We start from the raw sequence: 24,412 nt of genomic DNA, 5'->3' as shown, positions 1-24,412 counted from the left end.
ATACTGATATAATTATCGGTTCATTATACCAATTCGCTTGCTAAAGATAGCGACTTTCTTAACAATCTATTAAAAAGAATATACTCAGTTCATCACATTCTACGATGAAGTTATGAACTCAGTGCATTCCTTCAAATAGCTCGAACCCCATAGCAATTTGCTGATGGGCTTATGCAGTACTCTTACGAATAACAAAAATGCGGCAAGCAGTATTTGTCGAAGCGCAAACTTTGCGCCTCCCCGCTCGGGGATCATAATTACTGTAATGCGAAATCTGGAGACGCATCGTGCACCTAAGTCCAAACGATTCAAATCAATACCGCTACATTACATTGAGTAATGCACTGCGCGTGTTGCTGATTCATTCCGACACGGCTCAACAGTCGGCAGCAGCCCTAGCAGTAAACGTTGGACACTTCGATGATCCGATGGATCGCCAAGGTCTGGCACACTATCTAGAACACATGCTGTTTTTGGGTACGGAAAAATACCCTAAAGTGGGCGAGTTTCAAAGTTATATTAGTCAACATGGTGGCACCAACAACGCTTGGACAGGTACCGAGCACACTTGTTTCTTCTTCGATGTGACACCAACCGCCTTTGAGAGCGCACTTGATCGCTTCAGCCAATTCTTTACCGCACCACTGTTTAACGAAGAAGCGTTAGACAAAGAACGCCAAGCGGTCGACTCCGAATACAAGCTCAAACTGAACGACGATTCTCGCCGTCTGTATCAAGTAAATAAAGAAGTCATCAACCCAGAGCACCCGTTTTCTAAATTCTCTGTCGGCAACTTGGATACGCTTGGTGACCGCGAAGGCAAATCGATTCGCGACGAAATTGTTGAGTTTCATCACTCACAGTATTCCGCTGATTTGATGACGCTGACTTTGTTTGGTCCACAATCTCTCGATGAGCAGCAAGCTTGGGTAGAGGCCATGTTTGCCGACATTCCAAACCACCAACTGCGCGGCAAATCGATTGATGTCCCTATTGGCAGCGAAGATAGCACTGGTATTTTGGTCCAAGTCGAACCAATCAAAGAGTTCCGTAAACTGATCCTCACGTTCCCAATGCCAGGAATGGACGCACACTACAGCGTGAAGCCTCTCTCCTACTTTGCTCACCTGTTGGGCTACGAAGGTGAAGGCAGTTTAATGCTTCAACTCAAAGAGAAAGGCTGGATTACTTCCCTCTCTGCAGGTGGCGGGGCGAGCGGCAGCAACTACCGCGACTTCACAGTAAGTTGCACCTTGACACCAAACGGTTTGGATCATGTCGATGACATCGTTCAAGCGGTATTCCAGTACCTCACCATGATCAAACAAGATGGCATGGATGAATGGCGATACTTGGAAAAACAAGCGGTATTAGAATCGGCTTTCCGCTTCCAAGAGCCATCACGCCCAATGGATTTGGTCAGCCATCTGGTGATCAACATGCAGCACTATCAACCGGAAGACACGGTTTATGGTGACTACAAAATGGCAGGCTACGATGAAGAGCTTCAACGTTCATTGTTGCAGTACCTTTCGGTTGAAAATGTTCGCGTCACATTGATTGCACAAGGTTTAGAATACAACCGAACCGCAGAGTGGTACTTCACGCCTTACTCAGTCATCCCGTTTAGTGAAAACCAGCGTCGCTTCTATCATCAAATTGATCCGAGTTGGCAATTCGTTCTGCCAGAAAAGAACCCATACATTTGTTATGACCTCGACCCAAGACCATTTGAAAACGGCGGGTCGTTGCCAGAATTGGTTGAAGATCTCGAAGGTTTCCGACTATGGCACCTGCAAGATGATGAGTTCAGAGTACCGAAAGGTGTCGTTTACGTCGCTATCGACAGTTCACACGCCGTTGCATCGCCGAAAAATATCGTGAAAACACGCCTATGTGTCGAGATGTTCCTCGATTCTCTAGCCAAAGAAACCTATCAAGCGGAAATCGCGGGGATGGGTTACAACATGTATGCTCACCAAGGCGGCGTCACGCTTACATTATCGGGCTTTAGCCAGAAGTTACCTCAACTTTTAGAAATGATTCTGCATCGCTTTGCAGCTCGTGAATTCAACCCAGATCGATTTGAAACCATTAAACAGCAGCTTCTTCGTAATTGGCGCAATTCATCTCAAGATCGCCCAATTTCGCAGCTTTTTAATGCACTGACAGGTTTGCTCCAACCTAACAATCCACCTTTTGCAACGCTGGTTGAAGCATTGGAAGAGATTGAGGTGGATGAGCTGTCTGTGTTTGTTGAATCGATTCTTGCCGAGTTGCATGTTGAGATGTTTGTGTATGGCGACTGGCAACGTCAGCAAGCTCATGACATGGCAACCACATTAAAAGATGCATTGCGTGTAAAAGAGCAGCGTTACGAAGAGGCACTTCGCCCACTCGTCATGCTGGGTGAAAATGGCAGCTTCCAACGCGAAGTAAACTGTAACCAACAAGACTCGGCGGTGGTGATTTATCACCAATGTGAAGATATATCGCCGCGTAACATTGCGCTTTATTCCTTGGCGAATCACTTAATGTCGGCAACCTTCTTCCATGAGATCCGAACTAAACAACAGCTTGGCTACATGGTGGGAACGGGGAATATGCCGCTTAATCGTCATCCGGGGATTGTGCTTTATGTGCAGTCACCAAATGCGGCGCCAGCTGAATTGGTTACCTCAATCGATGAGTTCTTGAATGCGTTTTATATGGTGTTGTTGGAGCTTAACGAATACCAATGGCACAGCAGCAAGCGCGGATTATGGAACCAAATTGCAACGCCTGACACCACATTACGCGGTCGAGCGCAGCGCCTATGGGTAGCAATTGGTAACAAAGACACCGACTTTAACCAGCGTGAAAAAGTGTTGGAAGAGCTTAAAGAGTTGACCCGTACCGACATGATCCGTTTTGTGGTCAATGAACTAAAACCTCGCACTGCCAATCGTTTGGTGATGCATTCGCAAGGTATCGCTCATGAAGACGCGCCGCGTATCAACCTTGGTTTAGAAATTGGGTCGATTGAAGAGTTTCAGTTGCGCCCGAAAGATTTCGGTCTCGGATAAGAGACATAACCAAAGAAATGGCGCCAAATGGTAAAAATACTAATTTAGTTTATGCTGTAATAGCGTCGTTCAATAAACATACGTAAACACGGGGACAATATGAAAAAGCTACTTTTACTTGCTGCTGTACTGATGCCACTTGCTCCTGCAGCATATGCAGATATTACAATTAAAGGTGACGACTTCGAGCTAAGTGAGGACTGTTTGCGTCTTAGTGGTGATAACGTATCAATCAAATCTGATGACTGTTCATCAGGTAAGCATGATAAAGACCACAAAGGTAACGCAAGCGTCCATGGGGACGACAACCCTGGCAAAGGCCATGACAAGGGCAAAAAAGACAAAAAGAAATAATGTCTTGTAACCTCGATTACAAAAAAGGCTTGCATCATGCAAGCCTTTCTATTTTTAGCGCTAGCCGTTAATCATAGAAGTTACGACCTTCGCCAGCTCGAGTTAACAAACCATCACACGGTGCGTAACGATCACCGTATTTCGATGCAAACTCGTTCATTTTCTCAACCAGTTCTTTCAAACCGAATTGATCCATGTAACGGAATGGACCACCTAAGAATGGTGGGAAGCCTATACCAAAGATCGCACCGATATCACCATCGCGTGGAGAACGGATAATACCGTCATCTAAACAGCGAACCGCTTCGTTTAGCATTGGCAGCACACAACGCAATGCAATGTCATTGTCGCTTAGCTTGGATTCTGGTGTCAGGTTCAATAGCTTATAAACTGACTTATCGACCTCTTTCTTCTTACCTTTGTAGGTATAGAAGCCTTTACCAGTCTTACGACCTTTGCGGCCATCGTTCAGTAGTGTGTCGAATACGTCTGGACCTTTGAATCGCTCGCCCAATTCGTTAACCAAGATTGGCATGATCTTAGCACCAATATCAACACCAACTTCATCCAATAAAGTAATTGGACCCACTGGGAAACCGAAGTCAAGCAGAGCACCATCAAGTTGTTCGATTGGCTCATTTGCCAGCAAGATGTGCGCAGCTTCGTTCATGTAAGGTGCAAGAATACGGTTTACATAGAAGCCCGCTTTATCTTTAACAACGATTGGTGTCTTGCCCTGCTTCTTAGCAAGTGCAACAACCGTAGAAATGGTCTCTTCTGACGTAGTTTCGTGAGGAATCACTTCCACCAACGGCATTTTTTCTACCGGGCTAAAATAGTGCAAACCAACGATGTTTTCTGGGCGCTCTGCTTTTTCCGCAATTTTGTGGATTGGCAGAGAAGACGTATTGGTCGCAAAAATGGTTTCCGGTTTAGCGTTCGCTTCGATATCCGCAACCATCTTTTGCTTCAGATCGAGGTCTTCAAACACCGCTTCTATAACCACATCAATATGGTTGAAGCTTGTAAAATCAATACCACCCGAAAGTTGCAGCATCTTCGATTGCAGACCTGCTTTCGAGATAATGCGGCGCTTACGCTGTTTTTCGAACAACTTGTAGTTGTAGTTCAATGCGTTAAGCACACCATCATTGCTGACGTCTTTAATTCGTACTGGCACTGTCGCTTTCGCAACAGAAACGTGGCTGATGCCCGCCCCCATTAAACCGCCACCCAACACGCCAACTTTATTGACTGTAGCTGGGTCTGCTTCCGCACCGTTTTCTTTCTTCATTTCAGTGGTAGCAAAGAAAATAGAACGCAGTGCTTTAGATTCTGAACTCATCACCAATTCGCCAAAGCGCTTCGCTTCAAGTTCTTGACCTTGGGAAAAGCCCTTTTCAAGGCCATGCTGGATCACTTCTAAAATCGCAACCGTTGCTGGGTAGTTACCACGGGTCTTTTCATTGGTTTTCTTCGCGGCTTGCTCAAACACAAACTTACGACCTAAACCACTACCCGACATCAACTTCTCTTTTGTCGATTGCTTTTGTTTACCTTTCTTCTTGCCTTTTTCGACATGCATCTTCGCAATATCGAGCAAGACAGTCTCTGGCACACATGCGTCAACCACACCCAACTTTTTCGCTTTCTTTGCACGCAGTTGTTTACCTGTAAGGATTAAATCCAACGAAGGTAATAGACCAATCAAACGCGGAAGACGTTGAGTACCACCGGAGCCTGGCAGCAAACCAAGTTGCACTTCTGGCAAACCAAGACGCGTTTTATCGGAATCAGTACACACACGGTAATCACACGCTAGAGCAAGCTCTAAACCGCCACCTAGACATGGACCGTGAATCGCAGCGACAACCGGATAAGGCAGATCAGATAGCTGTTGGAACAAGTCTTGGCCTTGCTTAGCCAATGCCTCCGCTTCACTCGCCGTTGTGCACGCTTCAAGCATACGAACGTCAGCGCCCGCAACAAAGTTATCTGGTTTTAGGGAGTGAATAATCATCCCTTTCACGCCGCTGGTGTCTTTCAGTTGAGCGAAAATTTCTTTCATCTCATCTGCAAACGCCGCTTGCAGCGTGTTCATTTTCTCGTTTGGCACATCGATGGCTAGCCAAGCAATGTTCTGCTCATCAATCTTTAGACTAAATGCTTTTTGCTCGCTCATTACTCAACCTCCAAAATCATTGCTGCACCAAGACCACCTGCGGCACACGCTGTATTCAACGCGAGACCACCGCCACGACGTTTAAGCTCACGCAGTGTTTGCGTCATCATACGAGCGCCAGTTGCGGCAAATGGGTGACCGTAGGCAATTGAACCGCCAAGGACGTTGAACTTATCCATATCGATTTCACCTATCGCTTTCGAGCGACCTAGGTTTTCTTGGGCAAATTTATCAGAAGCAAACATCTTCACGTTCGCAAGAGCTTGTGCAGCAAACGCTTCGTGCATATCGATAAGTGTCAGGTCTGAAAGCTCGAGACCAGTGTTCTCCAACACTTTTGCCGTCGCGTATGTTGGCCCCATTAGCATGTCCATTTCCACACCAATGGCTGAGAATGCATAACCGCGGATGTAGCCAAGTATTTCCATACCAAGCTCTTTCGCTTTGCCTTCACGCATTAACATCACTGCCGCACCACCATCGGTTAATGGCGTACTGTTCGCGGCTGTTACGCTGCCGTATTGACGGTCGAAAGCCGGACGCAGTTTTGCGTAGCCCTCTAATGTCGAGTCATGACGAATGTTGTTATCTTCAGAGATCCACTTTTTGTAAGGTTCAGGGAAAGCGGTCATCACTTCGTCTTGGATCTTTCCGTCTTTCCAAGCTTGTGAAGCTAAAGAATGAGAGCGGTGCGCCAAAGCATCTTGCTCTGCACGAGTAATGCCGTGAGATTTCGCCATTTGCTCGGCAGTCTGGCCCATAGAAAGACCCGTCGAATATTCAGCCACTGCCGGCGGCACTGGCATTAAATCTTTGAAGCTGAGTTTTTTAAGAATGTTGAGCTTTTGACCCAGCGTTTTGGTTTTGCTTAGCGCAAGCAAGTTAGCGGCAAGTTTCTTCGAAACACCAATTGGCAGAACAGATGAAGAATCCGCACCACCCGCGATACCAACATCAATGCTGCCCGCCATAATGCTCTCTGCCACGTTGACTGCAGCTTGGAAGCTAGTCGCACATGCGCGAGTAACACTGTAGGCATCAGTATGGATGTGCATTCCTGTGCCAAGCACGATTTCACGCGCAATGTTTGGTGCTTCTGGCATTTGAACTACTTGTCCAAATACCACTTGTTCGATGAGTTTCGGGTCGATGTCTGTACGAGCAAGCATTTCGCTCACTACCATTTTGCCTAAATCGACCGCTGGCACCTGGCTGAACTCAGTGCTTTGACGAGCAAAGGGGGTTCGTAGCCCTGCGACAATAGCAACACGTTCACCATGGCGTGTTTTCACTTCCTGCTTGCCCATTGTTTCTCCTTAAATACAAGAGGTCTGACCTGATGTATTGTAATCAGCTTGTTAAATTTATCAAACGTGCGTTTAAATAAACGTGAAGCGAGTAGATCTATTGCTCTAGTTCATTGATTCTTAGGCGATTAAGAATGATTAACTATAGTGAGTAAAACAGAGGAGAAGTGTGCGGAAGGTAAAATTGAAGCAAAAAAAAAACCACACAAAACTGTGTGGTCGGAATATCTATAAAACAATTAACCTACGCCAATTGTAAAATTAATCAGTTTCCTGATTAGGAGAAAGTAAAGTCAGCCTTCAAAAGGAAGTGTCACCTTGCTCAACATGTTAGTCGTCAATGACTAACTAGATGACAAGATGTACTATAGCCCCTTCACTGCACGAGATTTTGAAATAGATCAATTTTATGGCGATTTTACGAATTCCAACCGTATCAAAGTTCGAATAACTTCAAATCGCCTAACAATAAGTGTAGGAAAACACCCGAATAAAAAGATATAGAACAAATTATCATCACTTCAAATAAGTGTTTGATCGTACAAGATGTATATTGTGCTGCTGCTAAACTACATGGTGTGTACTCAGAACAACCATAAATACAAGCGGTACCCATGACCTCACAGAGCAAGACGGAGGCTCCTGTGGCAATATTTAAAATGTTTGGAAAGAAAAATTCCAACAGTCCGGTCAACTCTGATATGGACAGACAAAGAAAATACGAAGCTCTTGTACGGGGCTATCACAGAGATTTGTATCGCTACGCTTACTGGTTATGCAAAGACAAGGCAATTGCAGAAGATTTGGTTCAAGAGACCTGTCTGCGCGCATGGAAGTCACTGGATAGTCTTCAAGATGAAAAGGCCGCGAAATCTTGGCTTATTACTATATTAAGACGAGAAAACGCACGCCGCTTTGAACGTAAACAATTTGATTTGGTTGATATCGATGACTATGGCAATGATGCTAAAGTCAGCGATGACCCACATCATCAACAGGAATGGCTTCAAGCTCAAATCATGAAGCTTGATGTTGAATACCGTGAGCCTTTGTTTCTTCAAGTTGTAGGCGGTTTCAGTGGAGAAGAAATCGGCAGCATTCTTGATCTAAACAAGAACACAGTAATGACACGCCTATTCCGTGCACGTAATCAATTAAAAGAGATGTTGGATTCTCAAGATACTCAGAGAGGACAAAAAAATGGATGATTTAGAATTTCGTCGTCGTATTTTGTCGGATCCAAAACAGAAGGATGAAGAGATTCTGCAAGCTTTAGCTGAGAGCGACGCTAACAGTAAGTTTGCTGATGATGTTTTGGATCTCGACCTTAAGATTAAGCAAGCCATGAATGTGGATGTGCCTGAAGATCTTGCTGATAAAATTCTGTTTAACCAGACATCGAGTGCGCTAGATGACGAGAAAATCGTAAGACCGAATTTTGCTCGCAAAGCGATGGCGTTGGCAGCATCAGTTGCATTTACTGCGGGTCTACTCGTAGGTCAAATTAACTGGGGTAACGTTATTGTTTCTCCAGCGCAAGCAAGCCTCGCAGACACCGCAATGAAACACGTCGTGGCGGAAGAGCCGTTTGTTCGCAACATCGATGAAGATGTTTCGAATAAGCAAGTCAATGCGAAAATGATGCCTTTCCATTATCAGCTAAACGGTGATTTCCCATATCACGTCTACTACCTAAACCATTGTGGTTTTGGTGAGTCGAATAATGCGCTTCATATCGTCTTCCAAGGCAAAGAAGGCAAAGTCACCATGTTTGTGACTGATGTGAAGAGCGACCAGAAAGTCGACTTTGATAAAGATGGTATGAGTGGTGTAGTGAAACCGGTGGGCAAAGCCAGCATGATTCTTGTTGGTAGCAGCGGCGAAGATATCGATGCTATCGCAGCGAAATTAGCGCCAATGATGGAGCCAATGTAGTAACTTCATCGAAAGCACGTAACTGCACAGTAAAAAGCCGCTAAATTTCGAAATTTAGAGGCTTTTTGTTTATGTATAAAACAAAAATCATTCACACCAATTATTTACTTTAGAGTCAAAACTCTAAATTATGCACTTTAGATGCAATTTCCCGACATTTAGACATCATTTCTGCAATTTTTATTCAAATTTATCCAATGGTCGGATTTGTATGGTCCACTCTTAATACTACTATCTGCGCCACTGAGCAAAAGCTCAACTTATCGTCCAAAGAGACGAAACCCATAAGGAATAAAAAATGACTCAGAATACGCGTCTGTTTAAAAAGACTCTCCTAGCAGTGACGGTTGCAATGGCATCCGGTCAAGCAATGGCAGCTGGTTTCCAGCTAAACGCACAATCAGCGACTGGTATCGGTCGTGCATTCGCAGGTGATGCAGTAATTGCAGATAACGCATCTGTAATGGCTCGTAACCCAGCAGCAATGGCTCTATTTGACAAAATGGAACTATCGCTAGGTTTTGAAACGATCACTACTGATATCACAGCAAAAGGCGTTCAATATAACGGCTCAGCAGCAGAGTCTTACGATGATGCTGGTAGCACTTCAGTTGCACCGAACATCCACCTTATCGTGCCAGTAAACGACAAGTTTGCATGGGGCGTAAACGCATACTCTAACTTCGGTACCAAGACTGACTTCTCTAACAGCCTATCTTGGTCTGAGTACGGCGGCCTAACTGACGTTAAAAGTGTAAACGTTGGTATTGCGGGTTCTTACCGTCTAAATGACCAATGGAGCTTTGGTGCTGGTATCGATCTAATTTACGGTGCGGGTAAACTAGAGCGTTATGCTGGTAATGGTATGTGTATCGCAGCTATCTCTGGTAACTGTGTAATGCCAGTTCCACAAGGAACAACTCTAGTTAAAGCGGATGCATCAGGTTTTGGTGTAGGCTTTAACGTTGGTACTGTATTTGAACTAGACGAGAATAACCGTTTTGGTCTTTCTTACCGTTACAGCCCAGAGATCGAAGCAGAAGGCGATGTCGAATATTCAGGTAACGCAGATAGCAACGGTAAACTGCACATGCCTCTCCCAGATATTGCAGAATTCTCTGGCTACCACAAAATTCAAGATACTCAGTTTGCTGTCCACTACAGCATCCAATACATTGGTTGGAAAGCATTTGACACACTAGATGCAACAATCAATGGCTCGACGGCACCACTAAACGAATATAATTGGCAAGATGGCTGGCACTACTCTATTGGTGGTACGTACTACATGAACACTGACTGGACGCTACGCGCTGGCTACATGTACGACACTAGTGCTCAAGATGAAACAACGTCTATCTCTGTTCCAGACTCAGATCGTCAATGGTTCTCAGCGGGTGCAACTTACCACATCGACAACAAATCGAACGTAGATATCGGCTTTACCTACCTACTTGGCGATGATGTTAGTGTGAGCGAGTCTACTCCGAACCCTATCGGTGGTAGCCTATCGACGATCGAAGCCACAACTCGTGCAAATGCGATTCTATTCGGCTTACAATACAGCCGCAGCTTCTAAGCATTACGCGATAAGCTAATATAAACACTCTCTATATAAAAGGCTGGAATTCCAGCCTTTTTTCTTATCTATTGTTTCCCATTCACCGCGATTGGGCGCACATGTGTAATCAAAAGCCGTAATTATAACTCACAGGTGTTAGCTGAAATTTTTTCACACAGCCGTTACAGTTAGATAGATCATCTACATATCTCTATATAAATAGATTATCGGACTGAAAACACTGTTTTATTGGCTTTTCATTTTTAAAGTAATAACTCTAGTCGTAAAATTTCGCTCCACGTTATAAATAACTCAGCGAACATTACAATGAAAACCAACAAGACTCTCCTTTCAGCAGCAGTAGCATTTGGCCTACTAAGCACTTCAAGCGTTGCAAACGCAGCAGGTTTCCAACTTGCGGAATACTCTGCAACGGGCCTAGGTCGTGCATACGCTGGTGAAGCGGCAATGGCTGATAACGCAAGCGCACAATGGCGTAACCCAGCGATGCTAACTTACCTAGAAGGCACACAAGTGTCTGTTGGCGCTATCTATGTAAATCCTAACGTTGATGTTGATGGTCAAATGCATGTTGGTGGTGGTACTACTCTTCCAGCAAGTTCACATGACTTTGCACACGACGCTGTTATCCCTAACTTCTACCTATCTCATCAGTACAACGACAAGTTTGCTATTGGTCTAGCGTTTGGTACTAACTACGGTATGGAAACGGATCTAGGTAAAGATTTCGCGGCCGCTAACTTTGGTAACGAAGCAAGCGTAATGTCAATGGAAGCGAACCTGAATGCGGCTTACAAACTGAATGAAGCGCTAAGCATTGGTGGTGGTATTCGTTACATCATCGCAGACGGTAGCATTGGTGCGGTAATGCCTCCTCAAATGGGGCTAGTAAAGCCTACCCTACCGGGTCAAACTCTTAAATACATGGAAGGTGATGATACCGCTTGGGGTTGGCAAGTTGGTGCAGCTTGGCAAATCAACGACAACAACCGTCTTGGTTTTGCATACAAGTCAGCAGTAGACCTTACTCTTGAAGGTCACGCGAATGGTCTTGCTTTCAACCCAATGAACCCTAACGCTAAAAAAGCGGGCTCAATGGACCTAACACTGCCAGCGACAGCGGAACTAGCAAGCTTCCACCAACTAAATGATCAACTAGCAGTACACGCTAGCATTAACTGGACTGATTGGAGCAGCTTTAAAGAGCTAGTGGCAGATTTCCCAGACAAATCAGATCTAATCAAGTCTGAAAACTGGGAAGATAACTACCGCTTTGCTGTAGGTACTACTTACAAGCTTGACCAAAAATGGACACTGCGCTCAGGCGTTGCTTATGACATGTCAGCGGTTGATGACAAGTACCGCACAACGACCATTCCAGAAACTGATCGTCTATGGCTAAGTGTTGGTGCAGGCTATGAATGGTCTAAGAACCTAACACTAGACGCGGGCTTCACTTACATTTTCGCAAAAGACGCGCCTATCAGCGAACCTCGCGATGCTTCTGATAACGAAGCAGCTGGTTTCGGTGGCGCATTCGAAGGTGAAGTGACTGGTAACGTATGGCTAATCGGTGTTCAAGCGAACTACACGTTCTAATCTGAACGCGAATTATCGATAAAAGAAAGTTAACGATAAAAAGAAAGGCTTGGTGAAAACCAAGCCTTTTTATTTTGCTATTTACTGAAGCGATTAGAAGTCTTCTTCTAAGTACTCATCCAAGTATGCTTCTTCGTCTTCATCCACTTCATCAACATTGTTGATTTCCGCTTTAAAGTCTTGGCGCTGTAAGTAGACATCACGCGTTAACACGTAAGGATCTGGCGATGCATCGAGCTGTGCTTCTTGTGGCACCAATAGCGCACGTTTCTCCATGCCCTCTAGTGCCCACTTTCCAAGACCAGCCCAGAAGTTAAGGTAAGACAAGGGGACGTACATACCATCTACAGTATCTGTCACTTCACGTAGCGTATATGGACCATAACCAGGAATCATAAAGTATGGGCCGTTACCAACGCCATAGTGCCCGACTACGCTGCTGAATTCTTTGTTGTCGTACTTAGTAATACCAGCGGCCGTTGCAATATCGAACAAACCGAAAACACCGAACGTCGAGTTAATCCAAAAGCGGTTAAAGTGATCGACAGCTTTAGTGCCATTACCCATTACAAGGTTGTTTACCACACTCGCTGGTTCATCTAAGTTCGCTAAGAAGTTAGCAATACCAGAACGAATCGGTACTGGTGTGTAATCAACATACGCAAGAGAGATCGGACGAACCAAATACGGGTCTAGATAGTCGTAGTTGATGTCCCACATAGCGCGGTTGAAGCCTTCTAATGGGTCATAAACATCAGAAGTTGCTTGATTCGTTTCGTTTTCTTCAGTCACTGCCTCTTCGGGAGCACTTGAACAGCCAACCAGTCCAACTGCAAACAGCAACAAGAAGATGGATTTACCCTTGTTATACATTCTTCGTTCCATAACGACTATTAATATACCTAAGCAACCTGTGTTGTCGCTCTTTAGCGCCGAAACAAAAGTCACTTGGGTATATAAATAAAGGCCAGCGATTGCTGGCCTTTGTATATTCTACTCGATAGTTGCAAGTCATACCACAAAACCGATGTGGCGCTCACTGAGTGTCAACTATCAGAGACAATGATGTCTATTGATACTGTTTATCAATCATTACTTCAACTGGCTGACCGAAATCTACCACAGCGCTCTCACCGTGCCAATCTTGGTCACGAGTCGCCACGTTGCCATCAGAGTCTACGCGGACACGGACTATCAGCTTATCCAATGAAGAAAGCTTCTGGCCATCCATCATCGCATTCCCATCATCCAGTACGACTGTGCGAGGGAATGTACCTAATGGGTAACGAGCCGCCGCAACTGGCATTGGAGAACCATCTGCACGATGAACTGAAACGATCAAGACTGCGTTTGGATCCAACTGAGCTTCTGGAGCAACATTAATGGTCACAGCTACACTCTTATCTGGAGAAACCGCTTCGCCCATTTGTTTGCGCGCGCTCTCGATACTACGGCCAAGCATTTCATAGCGGCTGTCTTCAGGACCGATCATTTGCTGCATGATGCCCCAGTATTTAATGGCCGCAGGGAAGTCTTGACGCTCGAATGCATCAAACGCTAGAAGCGAGAATACACGTAGATCAACGTAATCCTGCTGCATCAGTTTTCCAAGTAGAGAACGAGCCGTCGCTTGATCCATCTCGTCTTGAGAAAGCATCAGTGCTTGCGCATAACCAAGTTGAACATCAGGGTCTTTTGGCTCTAGCTTGTACGCTTTTTCCATCGCATCAATAGAAGTCGTCACGTCACGGTTAGCCAAAGCAATACGACCTAGTAGCAACCAACCGGTTGAATCTTCAGGCTGGTAATGCAGACGAGTACGCAGTGCTAAAGACAGATCGGCCATTTCGTCTTCACTTAACGGCTCAGACGCAGCAGACATTAGCTTCTTAGAAAGCTCAGGAAGGTTAGCGTTAACTTCTTGCCACTTGATCACATCTTGAGATGCACCAAACTTGTAGTACAAGCCGTAACTCAAGACTACTGTCAGAATGACCGATGGGATTAATACAGCAATAGGAGAAACCTTGGTTTCTTTTTGAGCTTTATCACCCGGGATATCGTCAAGTAGAGACTGCTTTAGATCCGAAATCAGATCGTCTTCGCTTTCCACCAGACCTTCGTCTGTTTCTTCAGCAAGCTCAGATAAACGGTCTTTATAGAACGCCTTGTTGAGCTCATCACGTAACACTTCATCGTTGTTGGCTTTTTGCTTAAGCAATGGCAATGCAATCAGTGCACACGCTACTAGCGTAAGAACAACGGTTGAAACCCAAAATAGTGTCATTACTTCTTATCTCCGTTGTTCTCTTCATCAAGTAATGATTTGAGACGCGCTTCTTTCTCTTCGTCCCATTGCTCATTGCTTGCTTGAACTGCTTTTGCTTTAGATTTGCGGCTACGTAGCACGATCAAACCAAAACCGCCTAATACCACTGCAAGCGGACCTAGCCAAAGAATTGCAGTCGCAAAAGTAAACGGAGGATTGTAAGTTACGAAGTTACCGTAACGAGCAATCATGTAGTCGACGATCTCATCTTTCGACTTACCTTCTTTGGTCATTTCGTACACCTTGTGGCGTAGGTCCTGAGCCAGTTCCGCATTCGAATCTGAGATAGTGTTGTTCTGACATTTTGGACAACGCAGAGTATGGCCTAGCTCTTTGAACTGCTGCTCTTGCTCTAGGTTATCAAACTCATACACTTCAATCGCTGCGTGGGCAGCAAGAGAGAATGTCATTGCAGCCAATGCCGCTAAGATAAACTTTCTCATTGCTTCGCCTCCTCAACCAACTTGGTGTAAAGCGGCTCTAGTTTTTCCGCCCAGTTGCGAGGGTTTACGTCACCAACATGGCGGTAACGAATTACACCGTTAGCATCGATGATAAATGTCTCTGGAGCACCGTATACGCCAAGGTCTAGACCTAGCATGCCGCTGCCATCAAACAGGCTGATTAGGTATGGGTTGCCTAAGTCATTTAGCCAACCCACCGCTTTGTTGCGATCATCTTTGTAGTTCATACCGATGATCTTCACACCTTTACCAGCAAGCTCGTTTAGGTATTTATGCTCTGCGTAACACGTTGGACACCAAGTCGCCCACACGTTAAGCAGTAAAGGCTCGCCTTTAAAGATCGATTGATCGTATTGCTTACCAGGCTCCGCCAAATCTTCTAAGTGAAACTCAGGCACTGGCTTACCTACCAGTACCGATTCCAATTTTGTTGGATCATCACCCTCTTGGTTACGAACCAACTGAGTTGCGAAGATACCCGCCAATACCATGAAAGCCACCAACGGGATAAATAAGACCTTCTTATTCATTTATTATGCCTCCTTCTCCGCTAGCTTTGACTTTTCGTCTTTCTTAGCCGTTTTGCGGAAGCGGTAGCGTCTATCAGAGATAGCCAGTGCACCACCTAAAGACATGATCAATGAACCAGCCCAGATCCAACGAACGAATGGTTTGTAGTAAATACGTACTGCCCAAGAACGGTTGTCGTCTAGACGCTCACCCATTGCGATATAGAGGTCACGAGTGATGCCGCGGTCGATGGCCGCTTCTGTCATCATTGACTTAGCCGTGCGGTAGAAACGTTTTTCAGCGTGCAGCGTGTTCACGTACTTACCATCATTGGTGATTTCGAAGTCCGCGATGTAACCATCGTAGTTTGGACCGTCTTTGTCACGTAGGCCTGAGAAGTAGAAGTCGTAACCGTAAATCTTGAAGTGCTCACCTGGTGCTAAGCGTACATCACGTTCGATGCTGTAGTTTTGCACCATCGCAATACCAATCACGGTAACCGCAAGACCGATGTGACCTAGCATCATTGCCCAGTGGCTACGTTGAAGTTTACGAACACCTTCGCCGAAACTGTGACGGTGCGTAGCACGCTCGTACAACTCAAAGCCATGCATTGCAATGATCCAGATTGCCATCACCCAACCGATGTAGGCCATCACTGAGAAGAAGTCAGCGAATAGGAACACGCATACTGCAGCCAATGCGAAAGCAAGCACACCAGAAACAATCATTGGCTTAATAAGCTTGGATAGATTGTCGCGCTTCCAGCGAATCATAGGACCAATACCTAATAGGAAGGCGAACGGCATCATCAGCCACGCGAACAGCATGTCGAAGAATGGTGCACCGATAGATACTGAACCAAGACCAATTTGTTTGTGAACCAATGGCAACAAGGTACCAACCAATACTACAACTAGCGCAGCAATCAGAAGGACGTTATTAGCAAGCAGCGCGTTCTCACGCGACACCAAATCGAAATTACCACGTACACGAACCGCTGCCCCTTTCACTGCGAATAGCAGGAGTGAGCCGCCGATAACGAAGACTAGGAAACCAAGGATAAACATACCGCGTGATGGATCTGACGCGAACGCGTGCACCGATACCAAGATACCGGAACGAACCAAGAAGGTGCCTAGCAAACTTAATGAGAATGCTGAGATCGCCAGAAGTACTGTCCACGCTTTGAACGTACCGCGCTTTTCAGTTACTGCTAGGGAGTGCATCAGCGCTGTACCCGCTAACCAAGGCATGAATGATGCGTTTTCTACTGGGTCCCAGAACCACCAGCCACCCCAGCCAAGTTCGTAGTAAGCCCACCAAGAGCCTAGTGCGATACCTAGTGTTAGGAATACCCAAGCTGCGGTTGTCCAAGGACGAGACCAACGAGCCCAAGCCGTATCAAGACGACCAGTCATCAAAGACGCAATTGCAAACGAGAACGCTACCGAGAAACCTACGTAGCCCATGTAAAGCATCGGTGGGTGAACGATCAAACCCGGGTCTTGAAGAAGTGGGTTCAAGTCACGGCCATCTACCGGGAAGAATGGCAACGTACGTAGGAATGGGTTAGACGTCAGAATGATAAACAGCAGGAAGCCCACCGAAATCATACCCATTACTGCAAGTACACGAGCAACCGATTCTTGTGGCATGCCACGGCTGAAAGTAGCAACTGCCACTGTCCACGCAGCTTGGATAAGTACCCAGAGCAACAATGAACCTTCGTGCGCGCCCCAAACCGCGGTCAGACGGTAGTACCAAGGCAGTTGGCTGTTTGAGTTACTTGCTACATATTGCAGAGTAAAGTCGTTGGTATAAAAACCCCAACATAGAATAACGAAAGAGAAAAACAGCATGATGAACATCGACCACGAAAGCGGTCGTGCTGTATTCATCAGCATGGTGTTGTTGTTTGATGCACCCCATAGCGGCAATACGCTGAGCAATAATGCCATTGCTAGCGAGAGTATGAGGGCAAAGTGACCGATTTCAGCAATCATTGGCCGCTTCCTTGTTTCTGTTCAGTTGTGTACTGCAGAGGCTCATGAGTCTTCTTCATTGCTTCTGCAATCTCAGGTGGCATGTATTCTTCGTCGTGTTTTGCCAACACTTCAAAAGCTTTTACGGTTGTTGCGTCTTCAAGAACACCTTGCGCAACGATACCTTGACCTTCACGGAACAAGTCAGGAAGGATACCTTCATAAACGATGGTAACTTTAGGGCCCACATCGTGCAGATCAAAGCTTACTTTTAATGATTCAGGGTCACGGCGAACCGAACCTTCAACCACCATGCCACCGATACGCAGGCGTTGGCCTACTTCAGGTTTAGTACCGTCTGGCTTACCGTTTACCAATTCCGTCGGCGTGTAGAATAGATCCATGTTTTGGTTCAGTGCATATAGCATTAAACCGATGGTTGCACTAATACCGATAAAGATTGCTAAAACAATGCCTAGCCTCTTTTTACGTCTCGGGTTCATAACGTGTTCTCCATATTCTTCGCCGCGTCGATACGCGCTTGACGATCAATTTTCGCTTTCACCTCTTTCAACAATGCATCCCCACGACGGATGCTCGAAATCAGAAGAATAAGCATAGATAAGAAGGTGATACCAAACGCGCTCCATACGTATCCTGCGTAGCCACCCATGGCAAATAGTTCGCTCAGAGAATCAAAATGCATAATCAATTACCTCACTGAGTTTTTTCAGTTGCGAGTTTGCGCACCCAAGGGCGGTGACTCTCTTTGCTGATAATTTCGTTACGGAAACGCACCATCGTGACTGCGCCAAAGAAGAACGCAAAACCAAAGATGTTTAGCAGTAGAGGCCAAAGCATATCGGATGAGATGGATGGTTTTTCAAATTTAGTGATAGTCGCGCCTTGGTGAAGCGTGTTCCACCATTCTACTGAAAAGTGGATTATCGGAAGGTTAACGACACCGACGATAGCCAAAATACCTGCCGCTTTCGCCGCTGTTTTTTGGTCGTCAAACGCGTGGTACAACGCAATAACACCAAGGTACAAGAATAGAAGAATTAATTCTGAAGTCAGACGTGCATCCCATACCCACCAAGTGCCCCACATAGGTTTACCCCAAACGGCACCCGTTAATAGAGCAATAAAGGTGAATACTGCACCGATTGGCGCCATCGCCAATGCTGCCATATCTGACAGGCGTACTTGCCAAACCAAGCCGATAAATGCGGCAATGGCCATCGACATGTAAACGCCCATCGACCAAATAGCCGAAGGTACATGGATGTAGATGATTCGGAAACTGTCGCCTTGTTGATAGTCAGAAGGCGCAAATGCAAGGCCCCAGACAGTACCAACCGTTAGGCATACGAGAGCCAATACAGAAAACCAAGGTAGGAACTTACCACTCAGGTGATAAGCTGTTTCAGGCTTGGCATAAGGATGTAGCCATTTCCACATGTTAAGTTCTCACTCTTACTTCAGGGACACTGTCCATTGGGCCGAGACCGTAGCAGTGCTTTAATAATAATTCTTTGATCAAACGTCGCTTAAATCGCATTTATTGAGTTAGTTAACACTAACTCGCAATGCTGCGCTTATGGCGAATGGCGTGAGGGTCATCGCCCCCATCAGCATTGCGCCTAAAATTGCCAGTTGTCCGTTATACGACATACCTAATGCCGCAGCATCAATCGCGGACGTAGCGAAAATCAGAATCGGGATGTAGAGCGGAAGAATGAGCAAACTCAAAAGAACGCCGCCTTTTTGCAACCCAACCGTCAGTGCCACACCAATGGCACCGATAAAACTCAGCGTCGGGGTACCGATAGCAAGTGTCAGCACTACAGACAACCAAGTATTGAAATCAAGAGAAAGCAGAATCGCCAACAATGGACTGATCAAAATCAGAGGCAATCCCGTCAGCAACCAGTGAGCTATGACCTTAGAAATCACAACAAGTTGCAATGGAATTGGCATTAGCATCATTTGTTCAAGTGCGCCATCTTGATAATCATCACGGAATAAACGCTCTAATGATAATAAGGCAGACAGCAGCGCAGCAACCCAAACAATGCCAGCTGCAATACGTGCTAACAAATTAGGCTCGGGACCAATGCTGAGAGGAAAAAGTGTGATCACGATGATGAAGAACCACAACGGGTTCAAGATGTCCGCTTGACGGCGAAATGCGATCAGAAGCTCACGGCGGATAATGGTTGTCATGGCCGAAATCATATCAATCACCCAGTTTTATTTTTCTAAGTTTCGGGCTGTCTGCAAACATATCTTGGTGTGTAGTAAGTACAACAATGCCGCCATTATCTGCATGACTGGCAAACAACGACTCCAGCACTTTGACACCTTGTTTGTCGATGGCAGTAAGAGGTTCGTCCAGAATCCACAAGATTTGATTGCTTAACCACAACCTTGCCAACGCCACGCGACGTTGCTGGCCTGCAGAAAGTTGTGCTACAGGCACATCTTCTCGGCCTGCAAGTCCCACTTGGGCAAGTGCGGCAAAGATTTCTTCTTCAGAGGAGCGATTATTGTGGATAGATTGGTAAAAGCGCAGGTTTTCTAATGCGGTCAGTTCGCGTTTAACGCCAGTTTGATGCCCTAAGAACAGCAAGTCTTGATGGAATACGTCGCGAGATTTCTCAACCTCTTCACCCTTCCATTTGATGATGCCTTCTTCTCTGTCCCCTAACCCTGTCACGATGCGCAATAATGTGGTTTTACCTGTACCGTTACGTCCCTCAATCTGGACCAACTCACTAGGCTTGATTTCGAATTGCAGGTTTTCAAACAGGACCCGGTCATCACGGATCGCAGTTAGGTTAGAGACTTCTAACATAGGGCTTCAACTAAAAAATGAACGAGTCGCTATATTAGCACAGCTTAGATATGACAAAACAGGATAAGAAAGCGTTGATGTATGTAAGTTCGTGAGTTTTTGTTAACTTATAGTCACATTTTAATAAAAATAACCATAAGTGATTATAAGTTTTTATTTTAAAAATAAAAAAAGAAGCCGGAGCTTCTTTTTTCAATCTTTATCGACGTCTTCCGCGAGAGGAATATGTCGGGTCATCGGAGGGTTGACTGCTTAGCGGTGGGATTTTCTCTTTCCCTGCCAATTTTTTCTGCAGAGACAACATCAATTCAGCCTCTGCTTTCGGCAATTCACACTCTTCAATCAACTCATTGATGTCAGCACCAAGTTGAACCATTTTTGAAGCGCGGCTGTACAAACGTCCGTCTGTATCAGCGTGTTCAAGTTCACGAATGCGCTCATTAAGATGTTGAATAACATCTTGTTGTTCAGTGACTTTCTGACCTAGGCCAACCACCACTGAACGCACTTCCAACAGTTGTTTATTCAGCTTTTGCACTTCTTTTTCCGCATGACGCGCTTGAGCACGTTGCTGATCCATCTGCTTTTGCAAACCCGCACGCACGCGCAGCTGAAGCAAAAGCAGCACCAAGAAGACAAACGCTAGACCGCCTACAATAAACGGTAATGATAGGAAGGTTTCTTCAGCCATGATTCATCAGCCAATTACAGGTGAGCCATCTCATCCCATTCGTCATCGGTTAGCAGCTTGTTCAAATCAACAAGGATAAGCAGCTTACCGTCACGGTTGCTTACACCTTGGATGAACTTCGCGCTTTCGTCAGTACCTACAGAAGGTGTTGTATCGATCTCAGAAGAGCGTAGGTAAACCACTTCAGCAACGCTGTCTACTAGGATACCAATTACTTGACGCTCAGACTCAATCACGATGATACGCGTGTTGTCTGTTACTTCGCCTTCCATTAGGCCAAAACGTGAACGTGTATCGATAACCGTTACAACGTTGCCACGTAGGTTGATAATACCTAGCACGTAATCTGGCGCACCTGGAACTGGAGCGATTTCTGTGTAGCGAAGAACTTCACGAACTTGCATTACGTTAATGCCGTACGTTTCTTCTTCTAGTTGGAACGTCACCCACTGAAGAACTTCGTCGTTCGATGTATCTTTCTTCACTTCTACTTCAAAAGCTTGAGACATAGTTAATCCTCGTTAATGTCGTTCCCGACCAAAAATCTAATTCAGTGATTTTACATCTAAACCCGCGTTTAGCATGTCTATAAGTGCTTGGACATGAATTAAAGCACACATTTTTTCTTTCACCATGCCCGCTAGCCAAGGGCGTTTGCCCGCTTGTTCACGCCACCGGACTTTGTCGATATTGAGCGTCTCAGTCCCCATCAATTGGTTACTGGCCAGCCCCCACATGCTTTCACCAAGCATGACGACGTATTGGTAGTTATCTTTGTAGTTGTCGTCGCGAAGCTTATCCGCCATCACCCACTTTGCAGTGTCGACAACATCAAATTGTTGCTCACGACTGGTTTGCAAACCCAAGTACCATGCAGGACGGCCAATCAAGTGGTTCAGCTCTGTGATGCGGTGAATACCCCCTAACTCATCAAGCGGCACCGCAAAAGTCACACCATTTACATCGAAGTAAAGCACTTGAAAGTCTGCACTCCGCTGCGTACTTTCCCAAGTATTGGGTAACTTTGCACCCGCTTCGGTTTCCAGTTCTGTTTCTGTCTCAGTGTACTGTTCAATCTCCACTTCAACATCAACTGTGGGTTCAACCATTTCAATTTCTGGTTGCTCCCAAACTGGCTCAGGTTGTTCAACCTCAACAGTCGGCATCGGCTCTTCGTCGATCACCCACTCTTGAATTTCTTCAACGGTTTCCACCGCTGTTTTGACGTCAATTTCCGGCTCCATTGCTTTTGCTTCAGTCGCAATATCAATGGTGTTTTGTTCCAGAATGTCATCGATATCCAACTCTGCCACCACATTGGTTGACTCAAGTTGGCTAAGCAATCGCTGAACGTCTTCCAGATTAGGCGCTTCTAATTCTGGCGAGTACGAATCACTGTATTGATACGACTCCGGTTCTGCGTATTGCAGCTGTAATTTTGGCTCTGGCTCTGGCTCTGGCTCTGGCTCTGGCTCTGGCTCTGGCTCTGGCTCTGGCTCTGGCTCTGGCTCTGGCTCTGGCTCTGCAGATGATAGTTCTTGAGCGAGCAAGTCAAGCTCTTCTTCTTGCTCAATAACTTCGACCTCTTCGCCAAGCAAAGCACTGAAGTAATCATCAAGTGCTTGTTCACTGGAAAGTACGTCGTTATTGCTCATCGAACGCTAACCTCTCCAAGTAAATTAACAGTTGCTTATAAGCAAACACGCCACGACTGCCAGAAGCAAAATGCGATGCAGGCAAATGCTTCAAGCTCGCATCGCGGAATTTGGTGTCAATCGGTACTGCCGAAGTCCACACCTGATTCGGGTAGTCTTTCTTAAGCTGAGTCAGTGTCTGCAACGAGGCTTTCGTGCGCTTATCGTACATAGTCGGAACGATAGTCACTTTGAAGCCACCCGGACGAGACTTTTGCATGATGGTCAGGGTGCGAATCATGCGCTCCAGACCTTTCATTGCAAGGAATTCGGTTTGAACCGGAATCAAGATTCGGTCACTGGCTGCTAGTGCGTTAACCATCATCACACCTAGAATCGGCGGACAATCAATCAAGACATAATCGTAGTCTTGAGCGACAGCTTGTAATGCGCGCTTCAAGATCAAACCCATTCCACTGCGGTTGCCCATTACGCGATCTAGCGTAGCAAGCGACATGTGCGCGGGAATGATGTCCATACCTTCAAGCTCGGTTTCTAAGATCAACGGTTTCACCGTCTCACGTGAAAACGTCTTGAGTTGGAAAAGATCGAACAAGCTTGATGTTACTGCATCCGGATCATAACCAAGATAAGTCGTCAGCGACGCGTGCGGATCGGTATCCACCATCAAAACACGATGACCTTTTTGGCTAAGTAGACCGGCCAATGTCACGGTTGATGTGGTTTTCCCTACCCCACCTTTTTGGTTAGCTACACTCCAAACGATCATGATCTTTCCTACGCTAAGCCCACTTCCACCAGCATGCGCTCAGCAATGCGATCGAGTGGTAAGTCTTCAGTAGAGATGCCCGCTTTCGCAACCGCTTGTGGCATGCCATAAACCACACAGCTTTCTTCATCTTGCGCCCAATGGTAGAGCCTGCTGATTTCAGCATGCGTGCACCTTCACGACCATCAGCACCCATGCCGGTCAGTACCATCGACAGAACTTTGTCGCCGTAGACTTTTGCTGCCGAGCCGAAGGTCACGTCAACACATGGTTTATAGTTCATGCGGTCGCCGCCATCGATAATACGAAGACGAGCAGCACCTGCACGACCGTCAACCATCATCTGTTTGCCGCCTGGGGCAAGATAGGCCACACCCGCTTGCAACACATCACCATCTTGCGCTTCTTTCACTTGGATTTTGCAAAGCGTGTTGAGACGGCTTGCAAACGCCGCGGTAAATGTCGCAGGCATGTGCTGGATAAGCACAATTGGGTGCGGATAGTTAACTGGCAAACGGGTCAGAATTTTTTGTAGCGCGACAGGACCGCCAGTCGACGTACCAATCGCCGTTAGCTGATACTTCTTACCTGATGCGCGGAATTTCGCTGCCATCGGACGGCTTGGCGCAGATACAATCGGCGCAGCAGTGCGAGAAGCCAAAGGGCGCGCTGTTGAACTGGTCGCCGTTGCTGCTGGTCGGGCAATTGGACGGCGCATAAACGCTCGTTTAGAAGCGATTTGAATCACACGCTGTTGAAGCAGTGATACCGCTTCATCACGGTTACGAGCAATGTCTTCAAATTTTTTCGGTAAGAAATCCAGCGCACCAGCGTCTAGTGCGTCAAGCGTTGCTTTCGCCCCATCGTGAGTCAGGGACGAAAACATCAGGATTGGCGTAGGAGACGCAGCCATGATTTCACGAACGGCAGTGATGCCGTCCATGACTGGCATTTCAATATCCATTGTGATGACGTCAGGTTTCAGAGTTTTGGCTTTCTCAACCGCTTCTCTACCGTTAACCGCAACGTCAATCACTTCTAGGCGCGATTCTGAGTTGATGATTTCGCTTACGCGACGACGGAAAAAACTCGAATCATCAACGACTAGTACTTTAATCGCCATCTTAT

22 protein-coding genes and 1 pseudogene are annotated in these 24,412 nt (G+C 46.1%); 6 read left to right on the top strand and 17 right to left on the bottom strand.

Going from position 1 to position 24,412, the window contains the following annotated elements:
• The first annotated feature begins 287 nt into the window (after positions 1-287).
• Positions 288-3,065: an insulinase family protein gene (locus KHO06_RS05610; RefSeq protein WP_005433090.1), complete on the top strand. Its 2,778-nt coding sequence runs from the start codon at positions 288-290 to the stop codon at positions 3,063-3,065.
• A gap of 99 nt (positions 3,066-3,164) precedes the next feature.
• The gene (locus tag KHO06_RS05605) at positions 3,165-3,419 is read left to right on the top strand and encodes a hypothetical protein (protein WP_005433107.1); all 255 of its coding nucleotides are present in this window, start codon (positions 3,165-3,167) and stop codon (positions 3,417-3,419) included.
• Between the two features lie 67 nt (positions 3,420-3,486).
• On the opposite strand, the gene fadJ is transcribed toward KHO06_RS05605, so the two are convergent.
• Entirely contained in the window at positions 3,487-5,601 is a 2,115-nt protein-coding gene (gene fadJ, locus KHO06_RS05600) for a fatty acid oxidation complex subunit alpha FadJ (protein ID WP_212582220.1), read from the bottom strand.
• Positions 5,601-6,908 (bottom strand): acetyl-CoA C-acyltransferase FadI, encoded by a 1,308-nt coding sequence (gene fadI / locus KHO06_RS05595; RefSeq protein WP_005433092.1) that lies wholly within the window; start codon positions 6,906-6,908, stop codon positions 5,601-5,603. Before fadI ends, fadJ begins: the two co-directional genes overlap by 1 nt.
• Before the next feature lie 614 nt (positions 6,909-7,522).
• On the opposite strand from fadI, the gene KHO06_RS05590 reads away from it, so the two are divergent.
• The 4 genes from KHO06_RS05590 (at position 7,523) to KHO06_RS05575 (ending at position 12,024) form a co-directional block, all read left to right on the top strand.
• On the top strand, positions 7,523-8,116 hold the full coding sequence (locus tag KHO06_RS05590; protein WP_077262342.1) for a sigma-70 family RNA polymerase sigma factor: 594 nt from the start codon (positions 7,523-7,525) through the stop codon (positions 8,114-8,116).
• Positions 8,109-8,843, top strand: coding sequence for a DUF3379 domain-containing protein (locus KHO06_RS05585; protein WP_038893055.1), 735 nt, complete (start codon positions 8,109-8,111; stop codon positions 8,841-8,843). Before KHO06_RS05590 ends, KHO06_RS05585 begins: the two co-directional genes overlap by 8 nt.
• A gap of 298 nt (positions 8,844-9,141) precedes the next feature.
• On the top strand, positions 9,142-10,422 hold the full coding sequence (locus KHO06_RS05580; protein ID WP_212582219.1) for an outer membrane protein transport protein: 1,281 nt from the start codon (positions 9,142-9,144) through the stop codon (positions 10,420-10,422).
• 309 nt (positions 10,423-10,731) lie between these two features.
• On the top strand, positions 10,732-12,024 hold the full coding sequence (locus tag KHO06_RS05575; protein WP_212582218.1) for an outer membrane protein transport protein: 1,293 nt from the start codon (positions 10,732-10,734) through the stop codon (positions 12,022-12,024).
• A 93-nt stretch (positions 12,025-12,117) separates the two neighbouring features.
• Here the strand turns inward: KHO06_RS05575 and KHO06_RS05570 are convergent, their stop codons facing one another.
• The 15 genes and pseudogenes from KHO06_RS05570 to KHO06_RS05500 all read right to left on the bottom strand — a co-directional run bounded on the left by KHO06_RS05570 (position 12,118) and on the right by KHO06_RS05500 (position 24,407).
• The gene (locus KHO06_RS05570) at positions 12,118-12,897 is read right to left on the bottom strand and encodes an MlaA family lipoprotein (RefSeq protein WP_038893057.1); all 780 of its coding nucleotides are present in this window, start codon (positions 12,895-12,897) and stop codon (positions 12,118-12,120) included.
• A gap of 196 nt (positions 12,898-13,093) precedes the next feature.
• Complete coding sequence (ccmI, locus tag KHO06_RS05565) at positions 13,094-14,311, bottom strand: c-type cytochrome biogenesis protein CcmI (protein ID WP_005433122.1); 1,218 nt, start codon at positions 14,309-14,311, stop codon at positions 13,094-13,096.
• Positions 14,311-14,796, bottom strand: coding sequence for a cytochrome c-type biogenesis protein (locus tag KHO06_RS05560; protein ID WP_005433110.1), 486 nt, complete (start codon positions 14,794-14,796; stop codon positions 14,311-14,313). Before KHO06_RS05560 ends, ccmI begins: the two co-directional genes overlap by 1 nt.
• Positions 14,793-15,347 carry a DsbE family thiol:disulfide interchange protein gene (locus KHO06_RS05555; protein WP_005433114.1) on the bottom strand — a complete coding sequence of 185 codons (555 nt, stop codon included), beginning with the start codon at positions 15,345-15,347 and terminating at the stop codon, positions 14,793-14,795. The genes KHO06_RS05560 and KHO06_RS05555 overlap by 4 nt, the downstream gene beginning before the upstream one ends.
• A gap of 3 nt (positions 15,348-15,350) precedes the next feature.
• Complete coding sequence (locus tag KHO06_RS05550) at positions 15,351-17,333, bottom strand: heme lyase CcmF/NrfE family subunit (RefSeq protein ID WP_050906826.1); 1,983 nt, start codon at positions 17,331-17,333, stop codon at positions 15,351-15,353.
• Positions 17,330-17,815: a cytochrome c maturation protein CcmE gene (gene ccmE / locus KHO06_RS05545; RefSeq protein WP_005433109.1), complete on the bottom strand. Its 486-nt coding sequence runs from the start codon at positions 17,813-17,815 to the stop codon at positions 17,330-17,332. The genes KHO06_RS05550 and ccmE overlap by 4 nt, the downstream gene beginning before the upstream one ends.
• Positions 17,812-18,018: a heme exporter protein CcmD gene (ccmD, locus tag KHO06_RS05540; RefSeq protein WP_005433154.1), complete on the bottom strand. Its 207-nt coding sequence runs from the start codon at positions 18,016-18,018 to the stop codon at positions 17,812-17,814. Before ccmD ends, ccmE begins: the two co-directional genes overlap by 4 nt.
• An 11-nt stretch (positions 18,019-18,029) precedes the next feature.
• Positions 18,030-18,773 (bottom strand): heme ABC transporter permease, encoded by a 744-nt coding sequence (locus KHO06_RS05535; protein ID WP_005433101.1) that lies wholly within the window; start codon positions 18,771-18,773, stop codon positions 18,030-18,032.
• 108 nt (positions 18,774-18,881) lie between these two features.
• Complete coding sequence (ccmB, locus tag KHO06_RS05530) at positions 18,882-19,550, bottom strand: heme exporter protein CcmB (RefSeq protein ID WP_005433124.1); 669 nt, start codon at positions 19,548-19,550, stop codon at positions 18,882-18,884.
• A 1-nt stretch (position 19,551) separates the two neighbouring features.
• A complete protein-coding gene (gene ccmA / locus KHO06_RS05525; protein ID WP_212582217.1) occupies positions 19,552-20,169 on the bottom strand; it encodes a cytochrome c biogenesis heme-transporting ATPase CcmA in 618 nt (205 codons plus the stop codon).
• Between the two features lie 199 nt (positions 20,170-20,368).
• Positions 20,369-20,860, bottom strand: a complete 492-nt coding sequence (locus tag KHO06_RS05520; RefSeq protein WP_005433118.1) for a DUF2802 domain-containing protein — start codon at positions 20,858-20,860, stop codon at positions 20,369-20,371.
• Between the two features lie 14 nt (positions 20,861-20,874).
• Complete coding sequence (locus KHO06_RS05515) at positions 20,875-21,369, bottom strand: chemotaxis protein CheW (RefSeq protein WP_005438733.1); 495 nt, start codon at positions 21,367-21,369, stop codon at positions 20,875-20,877.
• Positions 21,370-21,405: 36 nt separating this feature from the next.
• A complete protein-coding gene (locus KHO06_RS05510) occupies positions 21,406-22,515 on the bottom strand; it encodes a chemotaxis protein CheW (protein ID WP_212582216.1) in 1,110 nt (369 codons plus the stop codon).
• Positions 22,505-23,284, bottom strand: a complete 780-nt coding sequence (locus KHO06_RS05505) for a ParA family protein (RefSeq protein WP_005531116.1) — start codon at positions 23,282-23,284, stop codon at positions 22,505-22,507. Before KHO06_RS05505 ends, KHO06_RS05510 begins: the two co-directional genes overlap by 11 nt.
• An 8-nt stretch (positions 23,285-23,292) precedes the next feature.
• Positions 23,293-24,407: pseudogene (locus tag KHO06_RS05500) on the bottom strand (chemotaxis response regulator protein-glutamate methylesterase).
• Positions 24,408-24,412: the final 5 nt, after the last annotated feature.

This window comes from Vibrio sp. B1FIG11, assembly GCF_905175335.1.
GTDB classification, from domain to species: Bacteria; Pseudomonadota; Gammaproteobacteria; order Enterobacterales; family Vibrionaceae; genus Vibrio; species Vibrio campbellii.
This window is presented reverse-complemented; position numbering and strand designations above follow the sequence as displayed.

Excerpts from the sequence above, each read along its gene's own strand:
- KHO06_RS05605 (WP_005433107.1), top strand. The coding sequence starts at position 3,165 with ATGAAAAAGCTACTTTTACTTGCTGCTGTACTGATGCCACTTGCTCCT.
- fadJ (WP_212582220.1), bottom strand. The coding sequence starts at position 5,601 with ATGAGCGAGCAAAAAGCATTTAGTCTAAAGATTGATGAGCAGAACATT.
- fadI (WP_005433092.1), bottom strand. The coding sequence starts at position 6,908 with ATGGGCAAGCAGGAAGTGAAAACACGCCATGGTGAACGTGTTGCTATT.
- KHO06_RS05590 (WP_077262342.1), top strand. The coding sequence starts at position 7,523 with ATGACCTCACAGAGCAAGACGGAGGCTCCTGTGGCAATATTTAAAATG.
- KHO06_RS05585 (WP_038893055.1), top strand. The coding sequence starts at position 8,109 with ATGGATGATTTAGAATTTCGTCGTCGTATTTTGTCGGATCCAAAACAG.
- KHO06_RS05580 (WP_212582219.1), top strand. The coding sequence starts at position 9,142 with ATGACTCAGAATACGCGTCTGTTTAAAAAGACTCTCCTAGCAGTGACG.
- KHO06_RS05575 (WP_212582218.1), top strand. The coding sequence starts at position 10,732 with ATGAAAACCAACAAGACTCTCCTTTCAGCAGCAGTAGCATTTGGCCTA.
- KHO06_RS05570 (WP_038893057.1), bottom strand. The coding sequence starts at position 12,897 with ATGTATAACAAGGGTAAATCCATCTTCTTGTTGCTGTTTGCAGTTGGA.
- ccmI (WP_005433122.1), bottom strand. The coding sequence starts at position 14,311 with ATGACACTATTTTGGGTTTCAACCGTTGTTCTTACGCTAGTAGCGTGT.
- KHO06_RS05560 (WP_005433110.1), bottom strand. The coding sequence starts at position 14,796 with ATGAGAAAGTTTATCTTAGCGGCATTGGCTGCAATGACATTCTCTCTT.
- KHO06_RS05555 (WP_005433114.1), bottom strand. The coding sequence starts at position 15,347 with ATGAATAAGAAGGTCTTATTTATCCCGTTGGTGGCTTTCATGGTATTG.
- KHO06_RS05550 (WP_050906826.1), bottom strand. The coding sequence starts at position 17,333 with ATGATTGCTGAAATCGGTCACTTTGCCCTCATACTCTCGCTAGCAATG.
- ccmE (WP_005433109.1), bottom strand. The coding sequence starts at position 17,815 with ATGAACCCGAGACGTAAAAAGAGGCTAGGCATTGTTTTAGCAATCTTT.
- ccmD (WP_005433154.1), bottom strand. The coding sequence starts at position 18,018 with ATGCATTTTGATTCTCTGAGCGAACTATTTGCCATGGGTGGCTACGCA.
- KHO06_RS05535 (WP_005433101.1), bottom strand. The coding sequence starts at position 18,773 with ATGTGGAAATGGCTACATCCTTATGCCAAGCCTGAAACAGCTTATCAC.
- ccmB (WP_005433124.1), bottom strand. The coding sequence starts at position 19,550 with ATGATTTCGGCCATGACAACCATTATCCGCCGTGAGCTTCTGATCGCA.
- ccmA (WP_212582217.1), bottom strand. The coding sequence starts at position 20,169 with ATGTTAGAAGTCTCTAACCTAACTGCGATCCGTGATGACCGGGTCCTG.
- KHO06_RS05520 (WP_005433118.1), bottom strand. The coding sequence starts at position 20,860 with ATGGCTGAAGAAACCTTCCTATCATTACCGTTTATTGTAGGCGGTCTA.
- KHO06_RS05515 (WP_005438733.1), bottom strand. The coding sequence starts at position 21,369 with ATGTCTCAAGCTTTTGAAGTAGAAGTGAAGAAAGATACATCGAACGAC.
- KHO06_RS05510 (WP_212582216.1), bottom strand. The coding sequence starts at position 22,515 with ATGAGCAATAACGACGTACTTTCCAGTGAACAAGCACTTGATGATTAC.
- KHO06_RS05505 (WP_005531116.1), bottom strand. The coding sequence starts at position 23,284 with ATGATCGTTTGGAGTGTAGCTAACCAAAAAGGTGGGGTAGGGAAAACC.